The sequence below is a fragment of the Actinosynnema sp. ALI-1.44 genome (assembly GCF_001984155.1).
Lineage (GTDB): Bacteria > Actinomycetota > Actinomycetes > Mycobacteriales > Pseudonocardiaceae > Kibdelosporangium.
In genome coordinates this window covers 169,572-187,492 of the sequence record NZ_MTQO01000039.1, presented here as the reverse complement: position 1 = coordinate 187,492, position 17,921 = coordinate 169,572, and the positions used below count along the sequence as shown (strand labels likewise).

General features: G+C 66.5%; 18 protein-coding genes and 3 pseudogenes. 13 read left to right on the top strand and 8 right to left on the bottom strand.

Annotated features, from left to right (window positions below):
- Window positions 1–67: 67 nt before the first annotated feature.
- A pseudogene (locus ALI144C_RS13780) lies at window positions 68–3,310 on the top strand (right-handed parallel beta-helix repeat-containing protein); the annotation flags it as partial.
- Here ALI144C_RS13780 and ALI144C_RS59005 read toward each other — a convergent pair.
- The gene (locus ALI144C_RS59005) at window positions 3,258–3,548 is read right to left on the bottom strand and encodes a hypothetical protein (protein ID WP_441297557.1); all 291 of its coding nucleotides are present in this window, start codon (window positions 3,546–3,548) and stop codon (window positions 3,258–3,260) included. The pseudogene ALI144C_RS13780 and the gene ALI144C_RS59005 overlap by 53 nt on opposite strands.
- A 67-nt stretch (window positions 3,549–3,615) precedes the next feature.
- Window positions 3,616–4,704, bottom strand: coding sequence for an ArsR/SmtB family transcription factor (locus ALI144C_RS13770; RefSeq protein WP_076987475.1), 1,089 nt, complete (start codon window positions 4,702–4,704; stop codon window positions 3,616–3,618).
- An 82-nt stretch (window positions 4,705–4,786) separates the two neighbouring features.
- Between ALI144C_RS13770 and ALI144C_RS13765 the strand changes: the two genes are divergently transcribed.
- From ALI144C_RS13765 to ALI144C_RS13755, 3 genes are all read left to right on the top strand, one after another.
- Window positions 4,787–6,016: an MFS transporter gene (locus ALI144C_RS13765; protein ID WP_168211240.1), complete on the top strand. Its 1,230-nt coding sequence runs from the start codon at window positions 4,787–4,789 to the stop codon at window positions 6,014–6,016.
- Window positions 5,934–7,007: an aldo/keto reductase gene (locus ALI144C_RS13760; protein WP_076987473.1), complete on the top strand. Its 1,074-nt coding sequence runs from the start codon at window positions 5,934–5,936 to the stop codon at window positions 7,005–7,007. The genes ALI144C_RS13765 and ALI144C_RS13760 overlap by 83 nt, the downstream gene beginning before the upstream one ends.
- Before the next feature lie 602 nt (window positions 7,008–7,609).
- On the top strand, window positions 7,610–8,050 hold the full coding sequence (locus ALI144C_RS13755) for a hypothetical protein (RefSeq protein ID WP_076987472.1): 441 nt from the start codon (window positions 7,610–7,612) through the stop codon (window positions 8,048–8,050).
- Between the two features lie 199 nt (window positions 8,051–8,249).
- Here ALI144C_RS13755 and ALI144C_RS57405 read toward each other — a convergent pair whose 3' ends face one another.
- The 3 genes from ALI144C_RS57405 to ALI144C_RS13740 form a co-directional block, all read right to left on the bottom strand.
- Window positions 8,250–8,831 carry a hypothetical protein gene (locus ALI144C_RS57405; protein WP_076987471.1) on the bottom strand — a complete coding sequence of 194 codons (582 nt, stop codon included), beginning with the start codon at window positions 8,829–8,831 and terminating at the stop codon, window positions 8,250–8,252.
- Between the two features lie 226 nt (window positions 8,832–9,057).
- Window positions 9,058–9,555 (bottom strand): SRPBCC family protein, encoded by a 498-nt coding sequence (locus tag ALI144C_RS13745; RefSeq protein ID WP_076987470.1) that lies wholly within the window; start codon window positions 9,553–9,555, stop codon window positions 9,058–9,060.
- Window positions 9,552–9,857, bottom strand: coding sequence for an ArsR/SmtB family transcription factor (locus ALI144C_RS13740; RefSeq protein ID WP_076987469.1), 306 nt, complete (start codon window positions 9,855–9,857; stop codon window positions 9,552–9,554). Before ALI144C_RS13740 ends, ALI144C_RS13745 begins: the two co-directional genes overlap by 4 nt.
- 113 nt (window positions 9,858–9,970) lie before the next feature.
- Between ALI144C_RS13740 and ALI144C_RS58660 the strand changes: the two are divergent.
- The 3 genes and pseudogenes from ALI144C_RS58660 to ALI144C_RS57400 form a co-directional block, all read left to right on the top strand.
- Window positions 9,971–10,144 (top strand): annotated as a pseudogene (locus ALI144C_RS58660) (GAF domain-containing protein); the annotation flags it as partial.
- Window positions 10,145–10,161: 17 nt separating this feature from the next.
- Window positions 10,162–10,499: pseudogene (locus ALI144C_RS13730) on the top strand (transposase); the annotation flags it as partial.
- A 535-nt stretch (window positions 10,500–11,034) separates the two neighbouring features.
- Complete coding sequence (locus ALI144C_RS57400; protein WP_168211239.1) at window positions 11,035–11,583, top strand: HNH endonuclease; 549 nt, start codon at window positions 11,035–11,037, stop codon at window positions 11,581–11,583.
- A gap of 810 nt (window positions 11,584–12,393) precedes the next feature.
- On the opposite strand, the gene ALI144C_RS54280 is transcribed toward ALI144C_RS57400, so the two are convergent.
- Complete coding sequence (locus ALI144C_RS54280) at window positions 12,394–12,576, bottom strand: hypothetical protein (RefSeq protein ID WP_143230629.1); 183 nt, start codon at window positions 12,574–12,576, stop codon at window positions 12,394–12,396.
- A gap of 35 nt (window positions 12,577–12,611) precedes the next feature.
- Entirely contained in the window at window positions 12,612–13,076 is a 465-nt protein-coding gene (locus tag ALI144C_RS13710; RefSeq protein ID WP_076987468.1) for a MarR family winged helix-turn-helix transcriptional regulator, read from the bottom strand.
- Window positions 13,077–13,147: 71 nt separating this feature from the next.
- Here ALI144C_RS13710 and ALI144C_RS13705 point away from each other — a divergent pair, with 71 nt between their 5' ends.
- The 3 genes from ALI144C_RS13705 to ALI144C_RS59000 all read left to right on the top strand — a co-directional run bounded on the left by ALI144C_RS13705 (window position 13,148) and on the right by ALI144C_RS59000 (window position 14,786).
- Window positions 13,148–13,927: an SDR family NAD(P)-dependent oxidoreductase gene (locus tag ALI144C_RS13705; RefSeq protein ID WP_202818937.1), complete on the top strand. Its 780-nt coding sequence runs from the start codon at window positions 13,148–13,150 to the stop codon at window positions 13,925–13,927.
- A 15-nt stretch (window positions 13,928–13,942) separates the two neighbouring features.
- On the top strand, window positions 13,943–14,320 hold the full coding sequence (locus ALI144C_RS13700; RefSeq protein ID WP_076987466.1) for an antibiotic biosynthesis monooxygenase family protein: 378 nt from the start codon (window positions 13,943–13,945) through the stop codon (window positions 14,318–14,320).
- A 169-nt stretch (window positions 14,321–14,489) separates the two neighbouring features.
- Complete coding sequence (locus tag ALI144C_RS59000; protein WP_143230627.1) at window positions 14,490–14,786, top strand: transposase; 297 nt, start codon at window positions 14,490–14,492, stop codon at window positions 14,784–14,786.
- Window positions 14,787–15,039: 253 nt separating this feature from the next.
- On the opposite strand, the gene ALI144C_RS13690 is transcribed toward ALI144C_RS59000, so the two are convergent.
- Window positions 15,040–15,933 carry a LysR family transcriptional regulator gene (locus tag ALI144C_RS13690; RefSeq protein ID WP_076987464.1) on the bottom strand — a complete coding sequence of 298 codons (894 nt, stop codon included), beginning with the start codon at window positions 15,931–15,933 and terminating at the stop codon, window positions 15,040–15,042.
- A gap of 101 nt (window positions 15,934–16,034) precedes the next feature.
- Between ALI144C_RS13690 and ALI144C_RS13685 the strand changes: the two genes are divergently transcribed.
- The 3 genes from ALI144C_RS13685 (at window position 16,035) to ALI144C_RS57390 (ending at window position 17,904) form a co-directional block, all read left to right on the top strand.
- Window positions 16,035–16,826, top strand: a complete 792-nt coding sequence (locus ALI144C_RS13685) for an aldo/keto reductase (RefSeq protein WP_076987463.1) — start codon at window positions 16,035–16,037, stop codon at window positions 16,824–16,826.
- 247 nt (window positions 16,827–17,073) lie between these two features.
- Complete coding sequence (locus ALI144C_RS13680; RefSeq protein ID WP_193441186.1) at window positions 17,074–17,370, top strand: hypothetical protein; 297 nt, start codon at window positions 17,074–17,076, stop codon at window positions 17,368–17,370.
- Between the two features lie 96 nt (window positions 17,371–17,466).
- Window positions 17,467–17,904: a hypothetical protein gene (locus ALI144C_RS57390; protein WP_237774125.1), complete on the top strand. Its 438-nt coding sequence runs from the start codon at window positions 17,467–17,469 to the stop codon at window positions 17,902–17,904.
- Window positions 17,905–17,921 lie beyond the last annotated feature (17 nt).

The window sequence follows — 17,921 nt, the reverse complement described above, 5'->3', positions numbered from 1 at the left end:
CGCCATCGAACCGGTCGCACGCCATCACCGCTCAACGACACCCCGGTGAACCATTCCGGTCACAGCACTACCGACCGGTCCGCACCTGGCCTACGAGGTCAAGTGGGGCGGTTACCGCTGCGCGATGAGGATCGCGCCCGATGGCACCACTGTGCTGACCAGTCGTAACGGCCTGGATTTCACCGACGAGTTCTTGATGCTGACCGGGGTGCTCCCCGACGCACTGGACGGTCGGGCCGCAGTCCTGGACGGGGAAATCGTGGTCTACAACGAGCACGGTCAAGTCGATAACCTGATCTTGTGTCTACTGGGGAGACGGGCAAGTGACCCAACTGAGGGAAGCGGTCCGATGACGAAACCCGCGGTTCTCCTGGTCGGCGGGGATGGTTATGCCGACGTGGGTTCGGCGTTGCGCTTCGCACGCTCCGGCGATGTCATCGAGATCGCGCCCGGCACGTATGACGGGGAAGTGGTCATCGACAAGGCGGTCGAGGTCCGGCCGAGCGAGGGAGCCGGCACGGTCACGTTGACCGCGGCCACGGGCAACACGCTGATGGTTCTCGCCGACGCGGCCATTCACGACCTCAGCCTGGTGGGCAGCGGGTGGGATTGGGCGGCCATCGAGGTCGCCGGGCGGAATGTGTACCCGAGTATCTCGAACTGCGACATCCGGGCGCCGCACAGCGTGGGGATCCGGGTTCGTGGCGGCGCGGACCCGCTGGTCGCCGATTGCCGGATCGGTCCGGCGGCCCATGGCCTGCGGGTGGAGGCGGCCGCGGGCTTCTACGAGCGGTGTGCGTTCTTCGATGTCGCGTTGGAGTCGGTGATCGCGATGGCGGGCGCGACTCCGACCGTCCTGAATTCCGCCTTCACCGGTCCGGGGCGACAGGCGGCGGTGGCCACCGACCGTGACACAGTACTCACCCTGAGCGAATGTGAGATCGCCGGTGGCTCGGTCACGGCGACCGGGAACGGGAGCGTCACCATCACTGACAGCGTGATCCACGGCGGCGGGCCCGCACTGGAGATCACCGATGACGGTGTGCTGCACGCCCACAAGGTCAGGATCATCGGTACCGCCCCGGAGGGCATCCTGATCAGCGGAGGCGACGGCGTCTTCACCGAATGCCGGATCACCGGAACGCAGGGACCCGCGGTGTGGATGACGGCCGGTAAGGCCCGCTTCGAACACTGCGAGGCGATTGACTCCGATCGTGCGGGGTTCCTGGTGGTGGGTGGTGCCGCGGAGTTCCTCGAATGCGTGGCGCACAACAACGCGGACCAGGGATTCTCGTTCTACACCGCGGTGGAGCTCACCAGGTGCAGTTCCTATGGCAACGGCAGGCCCGACGGTGTCGGCGTCGCGAGCCCGGATCCACTGGCTGTCCCCGAGAGGAACACACCCAGACCACCGGCTCTCAGGGCGAAACCGCCAGCTCCCCAACCCAGACCGCCAGTGCCCAAAGCGAAACCGTCCAGCACACGGCGCCAGGACACGGTGCGGCGCGTCGGCACGGACGGATACCCCACCATCAGCGCGGCCATCGACGCCGCCCGCGCCGGGGATACCATCGAAATCGAGCCCGGCACGTACACCGAGGACTCCATCACCGTGGAGAAACCGTTGACGATCTGCGCGGCCGGAGAACCTGGAAGCGTCCACCTGAGACATTCGCCGGGTATCCCGCTGCAGCTCACGGCGAACGCCACCGTGCGCGGCATCGCCGTGTCGAACGAGGCCAGTAGGGCGAAGATTGCCCGCATCGACGGCGATGGGGTCGAGGCGGTCTTCGACCAGTGCACATTCTCCGGCTCCGGTTCGCTCGGTGTCCTCGTGATGGACGGTGCCCGGGCGACGTTCACGCGATGCGACGTTCACGGTTCAGGTGTCGAGGTCATGGAAGACCGATCGACGGCCGACCTTCGCGACTGCACCATCACCAACGCCACCGACGCGGCACTCACGGTCCACAGCGGCAGCCGGATGGAGCTCACGAATGTGCTCGTGCGCGGAGGGAACAAGGGTCTCATGCTGTCCGGCGGCACAGTCGCAGCCACCGGCCTGACGATCGCGGACACCAGGGCAGAAGGCATTCAGGTACACGGCGGCACCGGCGTCTTCACTGACTGTGAAACCGTCGGCGCGATGGCCAATGGCGTGTGGATCGCCGATGGCACGGCCGAGTTCGAGCACTGCACCGCCATCGGCAGCCGCCAGTCCGGATTCAGCGTCTCCGGGGGTACCGCGACCTTCACCAGGTGCACCGCCAAAGACAACCGGTCCATGGGTTTCAAGACCTTGGACAAAGCCACGTTCGTCGCGTGTCGGTCCCTCGACAACGGCGACGAGGACGAGATCGGCGTCCAACCCGACGGCCCGGGACCGCACGTGCTGCGCGCGCGGACCTACGCCGAGCTGAAGCAGACGCTTCGCAACGCCTCCCCTGGCGACACCATCGAACTCGAGCCCGGCAGGTACCGCTGCGTCGACCGGGTCCGCATCCCGGCAGGGGTCGAGGTACGTCCAGCGGAAAGCACCGGCACCGTGCGGCTGGTCGCGAAATACCACCCCATTGTGATCTCCGGGTCGGCAACCCTGCGCAATATCCTGATCTACGCGGAGTACCAGACAGCGGTGACCATCACGGGCGTGGGCAACTCCACTCTGCTCGACGGCTGCCAGATCACAGCCACGGACGGGATCGCGGTCAAAGTGGCCAAGGGCGCGACCCCGACCTTGCGCGACTGCAAGATCGGCCCCGCCAAGCAAGGACTCGTGGTGCGTGGCGCGGGCGGTCACTGCGAGCGCTGCACGTTCACCGCCACCCCCGAACCGGTGACCGTCAGCGACTCGGTCGGGCTGAGGTTCTCCGATTGCGTTGTCAGGGCCGTGAAGGGAAAGCAGGTGGCGGTCACCCGCAAGAACCCACCGCTGGCACTGACCGGAGATCGCCTCGCGGGAACCGTCGAGACCGGGCGGCACGCGACAGTCCGGGCCGACAGGGAGCCCAGTTCGGCACGGCCTCGCCCGCCCGCCAGCACGAAAGCGATGATCACCGGACTCCGGACCAGCCTCGCCGAGGTGAAGGCACGGCTCGGACTGCAACGACAACTCGGGCTGGTCGATCCCCACAGATTCGACCTGGCTAACGACATGATCACCACGCTCGAGCAGGAGATCCAGGAATTGGAGGACCTCGCCGACGGTCGTGAGTTCCCCACCCTCCCGGAACACGAGAAGCAGGTCGGGCGCGAAATCAACCGGCGGATCGACGACCACGCCGCCAGACTGAACGAACTGCTCGACTGACCACTGGTCCATCACCACGCTGGCCCCTGCGCACGCCCCGCCGGTCAGAGCAAGTCGTCGCCGGGCTCCATATGGCGGATGGTGTCACCGCCCTTGTGGTCGTGGGCACGGGAGTACTTGGTGTCGAGGACTTTCTCCAGCTTCTGCGCTGCTCCGGCTGTGGTCGAAGTACCGATTCGGTGTACACGATGTCCGGTTCATCTGGATCGGTGAATGACAGCAACGTCATCGATCCCATCAGCCCGCTGTGCGGTCCGGCTGCCTGCGGCACGATTTGGAGGGTCACGTTTGGCGTTCTGCCGTGCCTATGAGCCTCGCGCCTCAGGGTGGAATCGCCTCGTTTCTAGTTGATGACGGAGCGTGTGCCGGTGGGCCTGGATTGCGGTGGCGGGGCAATCTGCCGGGTTGGGTAAGGGCTTGTCCGTTCGCGTCCTTCCGGCTTCGACGAGCGCGTCTCCGGTGAGGGTCCGGGTGTAGCTGACGTACTTGCCATCGCGGTGGCTGGTCAGCAGCCCGGCTCGCAACAGCGCGGTGAGATGCTGCGATACGCCGCCGGTGGTCAGGTCCAGCCGTTTCGCGAGCTCGGTGGTGGTAGCGGGTGTGTCCAGCTGTGTCAGGAGGCTCGCGCGGGTACGGCCGAGGACGCCGGCCAGCGCGTCGGATTCGGCCCGCCCGCGTTCCCACAGTGCCGCGATGTTGTAGGCCGGGTACAGCAGTGTCGGTTGCCACGGGGCCGTCGTGAGCGTGAAGACCTGTGGCCACGCGAATATCGACGGTACGAGCAGAAGCCCCAGACCGCGCGCTGAGCGCGAGTGCGAGTACGGGCGGTGTGACACGTACAGCCGGTCGGCTTCCCAGCGGACGTCGGGGTGTACCCCGGCGAAGAACTCCTGTGCGCCGCTGGTGGTGATCTGGCGTGCCCGGCGGAACACGTCACCTTCCAACAACGTGCGCATCCGTTGCCAATGCGGTGCGAGGGCCACGTCCCAGTAGCGCTGGATCGTCTCGACGAGTTCGCGTAACCCCGCCTCCGGATCGGTGTACAACGCGGTCAACGCCGCGTTGCGCGATATCCCGGTGTCCTCCAGATCGGCGCGCACCTGCGCGGGGCGCACTGACCGCAAGCGGTCCAGTTCCTCCGCGAGTTCGGCCAGCGGTGTGGCTGGGGGCACCGTGACGAAGTCCGGGGTCCGGCCGGTCAGCGGTACCAGGTCCAGCAGCAGGCCGACATCGACCTGATCGAGGCTGGCGTGCACCGTCCGAACCCACGGCAGGTGCAGGGCGGCACGGGCCGGGTCGCGCAACGCGCGAACGCTCGCCACCACCTCCCACAGCGGGGAGATCGCGAAACGCGTGCGCACCAGATCGTCAGCGGTGAACGTCAGCTCCAGCATGTGACCTATCCTCTTAGCTCTCACTAAGAAGCTAGGCCATCGGTAGTGCCCGCCGCAGGATCCTCGGGTGTCCACGAACCAGTTGCCGAAGGCGTTCTGGATCCTGTTCGCGGGCCAGTTGGCGAACAGGATCGGTAACGTCGTCGTCGCCTTCTTGGTGTTCTACCTGGCTGCCCGTGGTCTCGACGCCGGGCAGACGGCCCTGGTCATGGCGGTGTTCGGTGGTACTGGGCTGATCAGCCAGCCGGTCGGCGGCGCATTGTCGGACCGCTTCGGCGCCCGTGTCACGCTCGTTGCCGGGATGCTCGGTTCGGCCACCTGCCTGTGCCTGTTCGGTGTGGTCACGAACTGGGTCTGGCTCACCGTCACTGCAGGGTTGCTGGGGCTGGTTGGCGAGATCTACCGGCCCGCGAGCGCGGCCCTGCTCACCGACATCGTGCCGCCGGCCCAGCGGATGCGTGCGTTTGGGCTCGTGTACTGGGCGGTCAACCTTGGGTTTCCGATCGCGGGCGCGGCCGGTGGCTTGCTCGCGTCGCATGGATACGGGCTGCTGTTCGTGCTCGACGCCGGAACATGCCTGGTCTTCGCGGGGATCATTGCGGTGGGAGTACGGCACGACACTCGCGGCTCCCAACGGCGGATCGAGGGTTATGGGCTGGCGGTGCGGGACCGGACCGTGCTGGTGCTCGTCGTCGTGAATGCAGGCTTTGTCGCCGTGCTCACGCAGTGCACGGTCGGCGTGGCGTTTGCGGTGCGTGACGCCGGGCTCGGTGTCGGTATGTACGGCCTGGTCGCGATCGTCAATGGCTTGGGAATCGTTGTTCTGCAACCGTTGTGCGCCCGGTTGCTGTGCTGGTTCGAACCGTTGCACGTGCTCGCTGCGTCTGGCCTTGTGGTCGGCGCCGGGATGGCGATGACCGGATTGGCTCGCACTCCTACGGACTATCTCGGGATAGTGCTGCTGTGGACGCTGGGGGAGGCAGGGGCCGGCGGGATCGTCTCAGCGCTGGTCGCCGACCGCGCACCGGCCGGTGCGCAGGGGCGCTACCAGGCCCTGCTCGGCTGGGGCACGGGAGTCGGGAAATTCGTCGCTACCGCCGCCGGAGCCTTCCTTTACTCAGTCCACCCCGGCGTGTTGTGGATTGGTTGCGCCGTGGCCGGTCTGTTGTGCTGCCTGGCGTGTTTCGCACTTGCCAAGCGGCTCGTCTCACCACGGAAGGAGCTTCACCATGCGGTTGAACCCGTTGGGCAGGACAGGCGTGCGGGTCAGCCGGCTGTGCCTGGGCACGATGATGCTCGGAGCCGACGGTAACCCCGACCATGGCGAAGCCGTCCGCGTCATCCACACCGCGCTGGACGCCGGGGTCACCGTCATCGACACCGCCGACGCCTACTCGGCGGGCGAGTCAGAAGTCATCGTCGGCAAGGCACTCGCCGGCAGGCGCGAGGACGTCGTGCTCGCGACCAAGGTGCATTTCCCGCTGGGTCCGGGTACCGGTCAGGCTGGCAATTCCCGGCGCTGGATCACCCGCGCGATCGAGGGGAGCCTGCAGCGGCTGCGTACCGACTACATCGACCTTTACCAGGTGCACCGGCCCGACCCAGACACCGATATCGATGAGACGCTCGGCACGCTCAGCGATCTCATTCACGCGGGAAAGGTCCGCATGATCGGCTCGTCAACCTTTCCCGCCGAACAGATCGTCGAAGCGCAATGGGTGGCGCAGCAACGGGTGCGTGAACGGTTCCGCTGCGAACAGCCCGCTTATTCGCTCCTCGCCCGCGGCGTCGAAGAAGCCGTCCTGCCGACATGTCAGCGCTACGGCATGGGTGTGCTGACCTGGGGGCCGCTCGCGGGCGGGATGCTCACCAGTCGCTATCGCCGGGACCAGCCGATCGACCTTGGTGTCGGTAGGCCGGCCCGCTATCCGCACCGCTTCGACCCCACCCTGCCCGCCAACGTCCACAAACTCGACGCCGTGGAGGACCTGCTCACGCTCGCGAACGAGATCGGGCTTTCCTTGCCGGAGCTCGCGATCGGGTTCGTGCTGACGCATCCGGCCGTCAGCTCCGCCATCATCGGGCCGCGCACACCGGAGCAGCTGAACACGTTGCTTGCCGCCGCGGAACTCGAACTGGACGATGATGTGCTGGATCGTATCGACGCGATCGTGCCGCCGGGCACGACGTTCAACCGGACCGACGCGGGATCGCAGCTGCCGCCCTCTCTGACGGATCCCCTGCAGCGGCGCAGAAATCACCGCCGAGGGGATCAGCTCAGCCACGCGGACTGTCGTCCATGAGGACGCACCCGAGGATCGCGCGGCCGATCCGGCCGACTGCCGTTCGCACCTTTCGACGGCCTGATCTACTCGGCCGTTGGCAAGGTCCTCTGCTGGCTCGAGGTCGCGCGGCAGCACCGGCCGGACGGCTGGTGCTCACACCCGGTAGATGTCTTCGACGACCAGCCGCCCGGTTGTTGATGTTGCCCATGTTTTGTGTGCCCCGGGGGGCATCAGCTGGACAAGTTGCGGTTGGAGGGACGTAGTCCGTTCAACCTGCCACCGCGCGGGTGGCAGGCAGGATGGGCGTGGCTGCCGATTTGGCGGTGGTCACCCCGACGGGTACTGGCTGAGGAGCATCCGTGGCGTGCCACGCGCCGCAAGTCCGGCGGCTGGACGACGAACGTCCCCCACCTCGGCGTTTCCCGTCACTCCGATGACGCCGTTGCTGCTGCGCGAGTGGTAGGGCCGGAGCGGCTGGCGGTGTTGTATCGGTCGCTGCGTAAGGCCTTCGAAGACGGTAAGAACGAGGCCGGCGCGGGCGATTTCTACTACCGCGAGATGGAGGCACGCCGCCACGCCAAGAACACCGGCCGCGGTGAACGTGTCCTGCTGACCTTCTATTGGATGATTCGGGCTACGGCGAGCGCGCCGGGCGCGCGCTGGCCGCGTTGGTCTTGCTGGTCGGGGTGCTGTTCGCTCTGCTGACCCAGTTCGGTCTATCGGCCAGCACGGCGGTGCAGCAGATGACCGCCAAAGTCCCGGCCGCAGTCGCCGGACAAGGCCAGGAGATCACCGTTGACGTCAAGCCCGTGGCTCCGACGTTGTTGCCTCTGCAAGGACAGCGGTGGACAGCAGATCGGATGGACAAGGCCATCCGCATCGCAGTGGGGTCCGTGGTGTTCCGTGACAGCGGCACGCCACTGACCCGCCCAGGCACGTGGACAGTCATGGCCGGCCGCGCATTGGGCCGCTGCTGCTCGCCCTGGCAGCGCTGGCAATCCGCGCCCGCGTCAAGCGCTGACACCGGTGGCGAAGGCGAGCAGGCGCGGGGTGCCGGTTAGGTGCCGCCGAGCATGACGGTCGTGCTGGGGCGAGCAGGCCGGCAATGCTTGCACCGCTCAGCCGGCGACGTGACGATGAAAGGCTCCTGTTCGCCGCCTTCCTCACCCTCACCTGCCACAAGAAACTCACCACATGAGACGCGCTCATAGCGCGACGCTTCAAGCTTCGAGCGCTGTTTATCTGTGGTCGTTTGGTCGGTCAGTAATACGTTGGCTGCCGCTTTTTCGGGTCCGCATGCACGACGTCGAGGTGCCTGTCCGCGACGAGGCGGTCGACAACCCCACGGTCGGCTCCGATGCCGGCCCAATGAGGGTCGACGTCGCTGGCGAAACACCACGCATGATCCGCCGGCCAAACGAATGCCGGCGCTGAGTGAACCTCGGAGTCGAACAGGTCGCTCCATCCCATCAAGTCGCCCAGGGTGCCGGTGAACAGGACGTATCGCCGGTGTGGAAGGTCCACCATGGGTCCGCCAGTCAGTGCAGGATTCCGGAACGTCGCGCCGCCCTCCCACACGCAGACATAGCAGTCGTGCGTGGAGGAGCTGTAGTCGGCGAGGGCCCCCAACGCTGTTCGGGCTATGTCGATCTCGGTGGTTCGGTGAGATGGCAGCCGTACGTCCGACTCACGCATATCCGGACGGACCGGATCGGGCAGATAGCGGAGACGTGCGTACGCGGGGAACGACGCCGGTCCGAACGTGATCAACCGCGTCGGGCCGACATCGGTCGCATACAGCCAGGCTGCAGCGGAGAGCTCGTCGGTGGGCTGCAGTGTCATCGTCGGAATGATAGATCGCCAAGTCGATCTGACTGCCGAGGTTGTGGTCGAGCCGACTCTACGCGGACGGCGAAGTGGCACCGAGGTCTGATTCGTCAGTTCCTCGGTGTGGTCTACGACGCCGCCCAGGCCCGCAAGGTGGCCGACGCGGCGTCCGGGAGGCGGTCAAGAACAAGGACGACTGTGCACGCGAGCGGTTGCTGCGCCGGCCGCCGCTCTTGTCCGCTTAACCTTCCCGATACATCTCGAACAAACGGGGAAACTCCGGCTCCCCCGGCACGGCACCACTGAGATGAGTCTCCAGCGCATCCAGCATGACGTGCCAGCCGGCGGCGTAACCCGCGGCCGGGTCGCGGCGTAGCGGCCGGTGCCACAGCACCAGCAACGTGCCATCGCCGTCCGCCGTTACCTCCCAGCGGACCGTCGCCGATGGCTCGCCCGGCCAGAGCCACGTGTGCTCCAGCAGCCGAGGCGCTTCAACAGCGAGGACCTCGCCCTCCGCCTTGCCTTGCTCCGCGAAGTCGAACAACACCGTGCCGCCGACCGTGGCCTCGATCGTCACCCCCGGCACCCATGCCGCCTGCTGCGCCGGATCGACCAGCGCCGACCACACCCGCTCCGGCGCATGGCGCAGCCGGCGCTGGAAGCGGATCTGCCACTGCCCGTCCTCGCCAACGCCCAACGTGCCACGGCGGTCCGCCAGGTCTGGCGCCTTGTCGGTCATTCGTCCTCCTGATGCAGGTGTTGGGTCAGCGCGTCCAAACGGGACGCCCAGTTGCTCCTCGTGCGCTCGAGCCACGCGCCTGCCTCGGCCAGCGGGGCCGGGTCCAGGCGATACAGCCTTCGCTGCGCCTCGGTACGGCACGCCACCAAGCCCGCCTCGCGCAGCACGCGCAGGTGGCGGGAAATGGCGGGGCGACTGACCACGAACTCCGCCGCCAACTCGCCCGCCGTGTGCTCGCCGTCCGCGACGAGTTCGAGCAGGCGCCTGCGGGTCGGATCCGCCAGTGCCTCGAATACCTCCACAGCGTCCACCGTAACTAGCTAGTTACGTAACCGTCAAGTGACAAACGGCGAGAAACGTGCAGCCTAATCGCAGGTTGCTACCAACCGGTCGCGGGCCCGCTCGCAGTCCACACATGAGCCCGGGCTATGGCGACGACCATGAGTTCCGCGAGGTGCGCGGCGAGTTGGGCATCCGGTTCTACGCAGCGGCACCGATCATCACCGCCGACGGCTACCGATTCGGCACAGTCAACGTCCTGGACACCAAGCCTCGCGAGACAACCGAGGAGAACATCACTGTCCTACGGACACTGGCCGCACGCCGGGGCCCACAAGCGGACCGAGCCCGGTCGACCGCGCCCGGCCGGGCTCCAAGCACCACATCGTGGCCGAGGGCGGCGGATCCCGCTCGCGGTCATCCTGACCGGCGGCAACCGCAATGACGTCACTCAACTGGAGCCGTTGCTGGACGCCGTGCCGAACGTGCGTGGACGACGAGGACGTCCACGACGCCGACCGAAGACCATCCACGCCGATCGTGCCTACGACCATGACAAGTACCGTCGACGCCTGCGCGCCAGGGGAATCACTCCACGGATCGCTCGCCGAGGCCAAGCCCACGGCTCAGGGCTGGGCACGATCCGCCGGGTCGTCGAGCGCACCATGTGCGCCGCGAGGCGCCCTGTTGTATCCCCGGTTCAGCCGGGAGGGACTTGGAGGGAGGTTCCTGGGTCGAATGGCTGACCTGAAGCCGAAAGGCTAAGGGGACAAGAGCATGCCAGAGAACCCGGTGACCGGGTCCAGTGGTCAGGGACGGCGCGCCGGGGGGACCCGCGTGATACGGCGAAAGCTGGATTGCCTGAAGCCCAATCTCCAGTCGATGCAAGTTCCCATCCACCGGAAAGACTGCTGAAACCGGTGCCGTGCTCTGCGTCGGAGTCGATGGTGGCCGACGCAACCTCCAGAGCGCGGGGCGACGCCCAGCGAGGGCGTTCAAGGAGATGAGTGGGCCGCCTACGTCACGCTGCCACGTACAACAGGGACGAACGCGGGATCGCCTGCGGGACGCGAGTCCTATGGCGACGGAGGCCTCGTAGTAGTCGCCGGAGTCACGACCGGCCAAGGAGGACGGGAAAACCGTTCCGCAGGGCGAAGGGGGCCAGGTGACGGGACACCACCAGATCGGGAGGTATGCGTAATGCAGAACGCCGCAACGGTGCTGGGTGTCCTGCGTGAGCGCGGCAGACGCGGTCTGCCGCTGGACCGACTCCACCGGCTGCGCTGGGTCATGGAGACCTCCATGCTCAAGACCCTGGCAGGCAAGCACCGCTCGTCGTTGTCGAAGATGGCGGCCAAACACAAAGCCAAAATCCAGACACCGCACGGGCCACGCACCTGCTTCGAGGCGCGTATCGAACGCGACGGCAGGCAGCCACTGGTCGCACGGTTCGGCGAAACCCCACTCCACCGGCGGAAAACGGCGACGGTCATCGACCGTCAGCCGGTCCGGGTTGACTATCCGCACAAGGAGCTCGTGTCACGGCTTCTCGCGGACACTTGCGAGATCTGCCAGCAAACGGGCGACGTTCAGGTCCACCACGTCCGCAAGCTGGCCGATCTCGGCAAACCCGGACCACTCATGTGGGCCAAAGCGATGGCAAACAGGCGACGCAAGACCCTCGTGGTCTGCGCCCCTTGTCACGACCAGGTCCACACGGGACAACCAGCCGCACCGCTCACGCAGTAGTCACTGGAGAGCCGGATGATCGGGAAACCATCAAGTCCGGTTCGGCGGGAGGCCGCGCGGAAAAGGACCAGCCCACAGGCTGGCACCTCACTGCGCGGCCGACCCATCCGCCTGGTATCACAGCATGAAACGACTCCGTATCCGCTGGGAGCGTCGTGATGACATGCACGAAGCATTCCTCAGCCTCGCTACCTGCATCATCTGCTACCGCCACGTCCAAAGATTCTGTTAGGACCTCTTACCCGAGATGAACTGATGCCGCCCGGCGCGCTTCACGGTCGGGCGACGGACCCGGATCTCGGTGGCGTCCCTCAACCCGGTCAACGTGGTGTGATCCAGATAGGCGACCACATCGGTGATCGTTGGAAGCCGTACTCCTGACTCGATGCGGCAGCCGCGGTCGGCCAGCAGCGGACGGATTTCGTTGATAGCACGGTGATCGTGGACCAGTCCACGCGACACCACACGGCCAGAACGTCATGCGTGGTCGCGTGCCGCAGATGCACCAGGGGGCCAGCAAGCTTGTACGTCGCGCCCGTACCCACGGCACGCCGTCGCTGCCGCCGCCGGGTGTCCTGCCGCGCCTGCCACACCGGCCCGACCTCGGCCGCCAGATCCGCGATCACCCGAGCCGATAGCCCCGTCACCCGCTGACTCGACAACACCTCACCACGACCCACACCAAGATCATCAACCAAGATCGGTAACCATGCACGGGGTCGTTAGACCCTGACCGCGAGTTCCCCGCCCTGCTCTCAGGCGGTGCGCATCGCGAACCAGCCAATCCACCGGATTACAGCTGGCATCGTGTCAAGAGGCGTAACGCCACCGGTTTCTCGCGTGTACCTTCTCGTCTCGCTCACCGCGCCCGACTCGTCCGGCAGGGCTATGCGTGCCCGCACCGACCGACGGCACCGCCAGGTCGATACCGCGGCTGGCCTGCCCGTAGACCTCGTCCGGAGTGAACCACGCGAACGGGACACCCGCGTCCACCGGGGTAACCGCCGCGCTGCGCCGCAGGCCAATGATCAGGGTGCCGAGTGGTGTCCTTCACTCACCTTGGTGAGCAGGTCACGGAAGGCATGGCACTCAGCCGCGGACAGCCCCGCGGTGAGAGGGTTGTTGTTGGCGAGACAGTCCTGGAAGCGCTTCCGGAGGAGGGTCCCGCTCTCGGTGAGCGCCACCGGCCGCACTCGTCGGTCACCGGCCCCCGTCGCGTGCGCCAAGAAGCCCCGGACGGTCAGCTTGCCCACGACGACGGTCACGTTGGAGGGGTTGGCGTTCATCCGGCTGGCCAGTTCCCGCATCGTCACCTCGTCCTCGGGTTCAATCGCCAGCACGGCCTTCGCCTCTGGCACCGACAAACCGACCTCCGCCGCTCTGGCGGCGAAGTGGGCCTGAATTCGACCGGCGAGTTCACCGGCGAGCAGGGCGATCGCCTGGGCAGGGTCGCCCTGTCCGGGGGCGGCAGGGGCTGGGGTGTCGTCGTCCACGCCAAAGATGCTACTTGCCAAGCAGCACCTTCTCCGTAATAGTACTACTTCATAACTACTATCTTCGTGGGGTGGATGTGGATCTCGGACTGCGCGACAAGGTCGTCCTCGTCACTGCGGGGTCCGGCGCGGGGGTGGGATCGGCCACCGCCCGTGCCTACGGCGCCGAGGGAGCGAAGGTGGCGATCACATACCGCAGCCACCCGGAGGCGGCCGAAAAAATCGCCGAGGAAGTGGAACGACTTGGCGGTACGGCCATCACCGTCCATTACGATCTGGCGGATCCATCCACCATTGATGGGGCTGTGCGCACCGTGGCCGATCGCTGGGGTGGCATTGATGTCCTGGTGGCCAATGCGAGCAGCGGTCCGGCCTCGATGCCGGGGACCGCATTCGCGGACATACCGGTGCGGTCATGGCGCGCCAAACTGCGTACCGATATCGAAGGCACTTTTTACACCGCTCAGATGGTTATCCCCTGGATGAATCGACGCGAGTGGGGCCGGATCGTTTTCGTTTCCTCCACCGGGTGGACACATGGCCGCGCGGGTCAGTTTCCCTACGAGGCAGCCACCGGCACGGCGAAGGCCGCGTTACATGGACTCGCGCACAGCCTCGCGGTCACCCTTGGGTCCGACGCGATCCTGGTCAACCTCGTCAGCCCTGGTGCCATTGCCAGCGTGGCACTGGAACAGTTCCTCGGACCGGACGGCGTCATCGCCCTCAGGAAAACAACCGCAACCGGCCGCATCAGTACCGCTGAAGATATCGCCAATGCGATTCTCTTCTTGGGCTCCGCGGCGAATCGCAACATCACCGCCGCGACGCTTCCCGTTGACGGCGGCATTTAGCAGAGAGGAAGAGTCATGCCGCTCGTACAGGGCCCACAGCCGGATCCCACAGTCCCGATCGAGGTACAGCTGACCTCCGAGACTACCGGCCCGGTGTATGTAACCAACCGCTGCGCCGTGGAGAACACTCATCGAACCGAGTTCCTGGAATCATGGGCGGCCGAGGCGCACTATCTGAAAAAACAACCCGGGTACATTGACGCCCGGCTCTTCCGGGGAATCGGCAACAGCAAGGTATGGTTTCACATCGCAACATGGGAAAGCGTCGAAGCCCTTGTGGCCGCTGGCTCCTCGATCGAGTTTCGCACGTTGATCGCCGCGTACCCGCCGAGCGCATCATCATCTCACCTGGTACAGCCGGTAGCTGTGCCAGGAATCTGCCTCGGAATATGATATAGCGCCTCGGAGCCGATACAGCCGGGATGGACGAAGGTAGAAATTCCGCTCATCGGCTTCTTATTGAGTGGCGGTACGGCCGGTGTCTGGCCAGGCTCGGTCGAGGTGACCGTCGGGACGCTCTTTCCTCGGCTGCCCGCCTGTGGTGATCGAGTGTGGCTCACTCATGGTGTGCGTCCCGACGGGACTCAAGCAGTTGGACGGATTGCTCGATGTCACCGGGACGGGGCTGTACGGCAGTGGGCCGTACAGTGCCGCTCGCTTGCTTGGCGACGTGGGGGACATCGCTCGATTTCCCGACCGCGGCCGGTTCGCGACCTGGAACGGCACCGCGCCGATCGAGGCGCCCAGCGGTGACCAGCACCGTCACCAACTCAATCGCGTTGGCAACCGACCTATCACCGCGTCCTGCACATCACGCCCATCGTCCCACACCGCAACGACACACCCATGCCCGGAGTAGTGGGCGTGTCCAACACCGACCGGACCGTTCACGGTGGGGTCTGGCCCGCAACGGCTGGTCTCACGGCCGCTCCAGCACGCTGCCCCAACACCGGGGCAATCACGAGCACCATCCACCACGGCCACCTCGTCCCCAGCACGAACAGCAGCACGGACTCGGCAAGGAACTGGCCACGTGCCTGCCGTCGCGGCCACACGCAGACCACAATCCGCTCAACCCCAAGGAATACGTGCCCAGGTCGTGGGCTTAGGGGCTAACCGGTGACCGCCCTCAACGTGTCCACTGCCACCCGGATCGCCGGGCGGCGGTCGGCTGTGGTTCGCCACACCGCGTAGACGTGGCGGGTCGGGACGGGATGGATGGGGACGATCCGCACCGTTGACGGTACCGGGTCGCGGCCGAGCCGAGGAATGATCGCGGCGCCCATGCCAGCGCCGACCAGGGCCAGTTGGGTGGAGTGATCGGACGCGGTGTGCGCGATGGTGGGCGAGGTGCCCAGTTCGGCCAAGGTTTGGCGCAACCAGTCGTGGCAGATCTGGCCGGGAGTCCAACTAATCCAGTCTATTGTAGAGAGATCGGGCAAGGTCACCGTTTCCCGTGTGGCTAGAGGATGGTCCGCCGGGAGCGCCACATCGAACGGGTCATCCAGCAGGGACTGCCGACACAGGCCGTCAGGCAGCACGAGCGGTGCGGCCGGCCAGTCCTGCACGACCGCGATATCCAGATCTGCGCGGCGCACCAGGGGGATCGCGTCGGTTGGCTCGTACTCCGACATGCGCACTTCCAATCCAGGGTGCTCGGCTCGCAGCCTGCGCAGGGCGTCAGGCAGCAGGCTCCGCGCCGCGGTGGCGAACGCCCCGATGGTCAGCCGTCCGGCCACCGCGCCCTGGCGCTCCGCCAGGTCCGCTTCGATCCGTTCGACCTGGTCGAGCAGTCTCCTCGCGTGTGCGGCGAGCACAGTGTCAGCTTCGGTAAGCCGGATGCCCCGGCCATTGCGCTCAAGGAGCTTCTGCCCGATCTCGCGTTCCAGCCTGCCAAGCTGTTGGGAGACCGCCGAGGTCGTCACGTGCAGCGTGTCGGCGGCGCCACGGACCGAGCCGGTGGCAGACACCGCCTCCAGGACACGCAGCCGTTCAAGGTTCAACACCGTAGTAATGCTACGCAATAACTCGAAGAAAGTGTCGCTTGTCTTAACTATGGCTATTGAGCAGGGTGGCAGCTGTGACTACTGCTGCCTTGTCAACCACCATGACCATCGGCGACCTGACGACGTACCGGCTCGGCTTCGGCGCCATGCGGCTGCGCGACCAGCCGGTGGCCGAACGCGCCGAGTCGATCGCGATACTGCGCCGTGCCGTCGAAGCGGGCGTCACGTTCATTGACACCGCCGACGCCTACAACCTCGGTGAGAACGAGAAATTGGTGGCCGAGGCCCTGCACCCGTACCCGGACGGCGTGCTGGTGGCCACCAAGGGTGGCCAGTGCCACCCCGGTTCGGAGTGGATCCCGCTCGGCCGTCCCGAGTATCTGCGCCAGCAGGCGCAGCTGTCCCTACGCCGACTGCGTGTGGAGCGGATCGACCTCTACCAGCTGCACCGCGTCGACCCGACCGTGCCGCTCGCCGACCAGATCGGGGCGCTACGCCAACTGCAGGATGAGGGCAAGGTCCGCCACATCGGCCTCTCCGAGGTCACCGTCGAGCAACTGCGCGAGGCGCAGGAGATCACCCCGATCGTCAGCGTGCAGAATCGCTACAACCTCTCCGACCGGCGCTCCGAGGACGTGCTGGAGTACTGCGAGCAGCACGGGATCGCGTTCATCCCATGGCTACCGATCAAACCCTCGGTTCACGAGGCAGCCCTGACCGAACTCGCCGATCGGATCGGAGCCACCCGGGTTCAACTCGCGCTGGCCTGGTTGCTGCACCGCTCGCCGGTGATCCTGCCGATCCCCGGCACGTCCTCCCGCGTCCACCTCGAGGAGAACCTCCGCGCCGCCAGTCTCAAGCTGTCCGATGTGGACCTCAAAAGCCTCGGCTGAAAGCAAGACCTTCGGCCGAAACCACTCGGCCGGCACACCGCACCGCCCGCAAGCCAGTGGGGCTGTGTGTGCCGCACTCCTGGGTTTCGGCGCTGTATCGGCGACGCAGGCCACCGCCGCTGAGCCATCAGTGGCAGCGCCACAACGGCGCGGGTGCAGGCCCCGTACTGGGAGCTCTACTACGACCAGCATTTCCGCTCGTTGGTCACTTGCGAGGCGCGGGGGAGGTCATCAGGGATCCTTCCAGTTGGCATTACATTTTTGGCACACTCGACTACCACTGCCGGACCTGTCGGTCATCCTCACCGGAGACGCGGGCGTGATCGACGCCCGGCTGCGGGCGCGCGGCGGGCACAGCCGCTTCGAGCGCGCCGCGGACAACAGCGAGATGGAAACCGGCCTGTACGTCCACGCCGTGGTCGACCTGGAACAGCGGGGCTGGGCGGTCGCCGCGCTGGACGCCACCACCGACCCGCCCGAGACCATCGCTGCGGCGATCGTGTCTCTCATCCGGCACGTCCTGACCGAGAAGAGCGCGGCATGACCCTGAGCCTGATCACCGTCACCGTCGGCGCCCCCTCGTTGGACCGCGCCCAGCGCCAGCTCCGCTGGCTGGCCGCCCCGCCCGGAGGACGTGCTGGTGCTGACCGAGACCAAGGCCACCGCGGGCAGCCAGTTCCTCGCCGAGGCGTTCACCGCCGCCGGCTACGCGGTGACCTTCCCCGATCACGCGCCCGGCGAGCTCGGCGTGATGATCGTCAGCAGGCTGCGCACCGCCCTGGACCCACTCGGCGCGGCACTGGACTACCTGCCCGCCCGCGCGGCCGGGGTCGTGGTCGAGACCACCGACGGGCCGCTGCGCGTCGTTGGCGCCTACGTGCCCTCCCGCGATGCCACCGCCGAGAAAACCGACCGCAAGAAGACCTGGATCCAGCGCTCACTCGCGCCCTGGACACCACCGCCAGCTCGGCGCCGCCGCTGCTGCTGCTCGGCGACCTCAACGTGCTCGAACCCAGCCACACCCCGGCGCACCGGGGCCAATTCGCTCCCTTCGAGTACGCCTTCTACACCAGCCTGACCGACCGGCACGGCCTG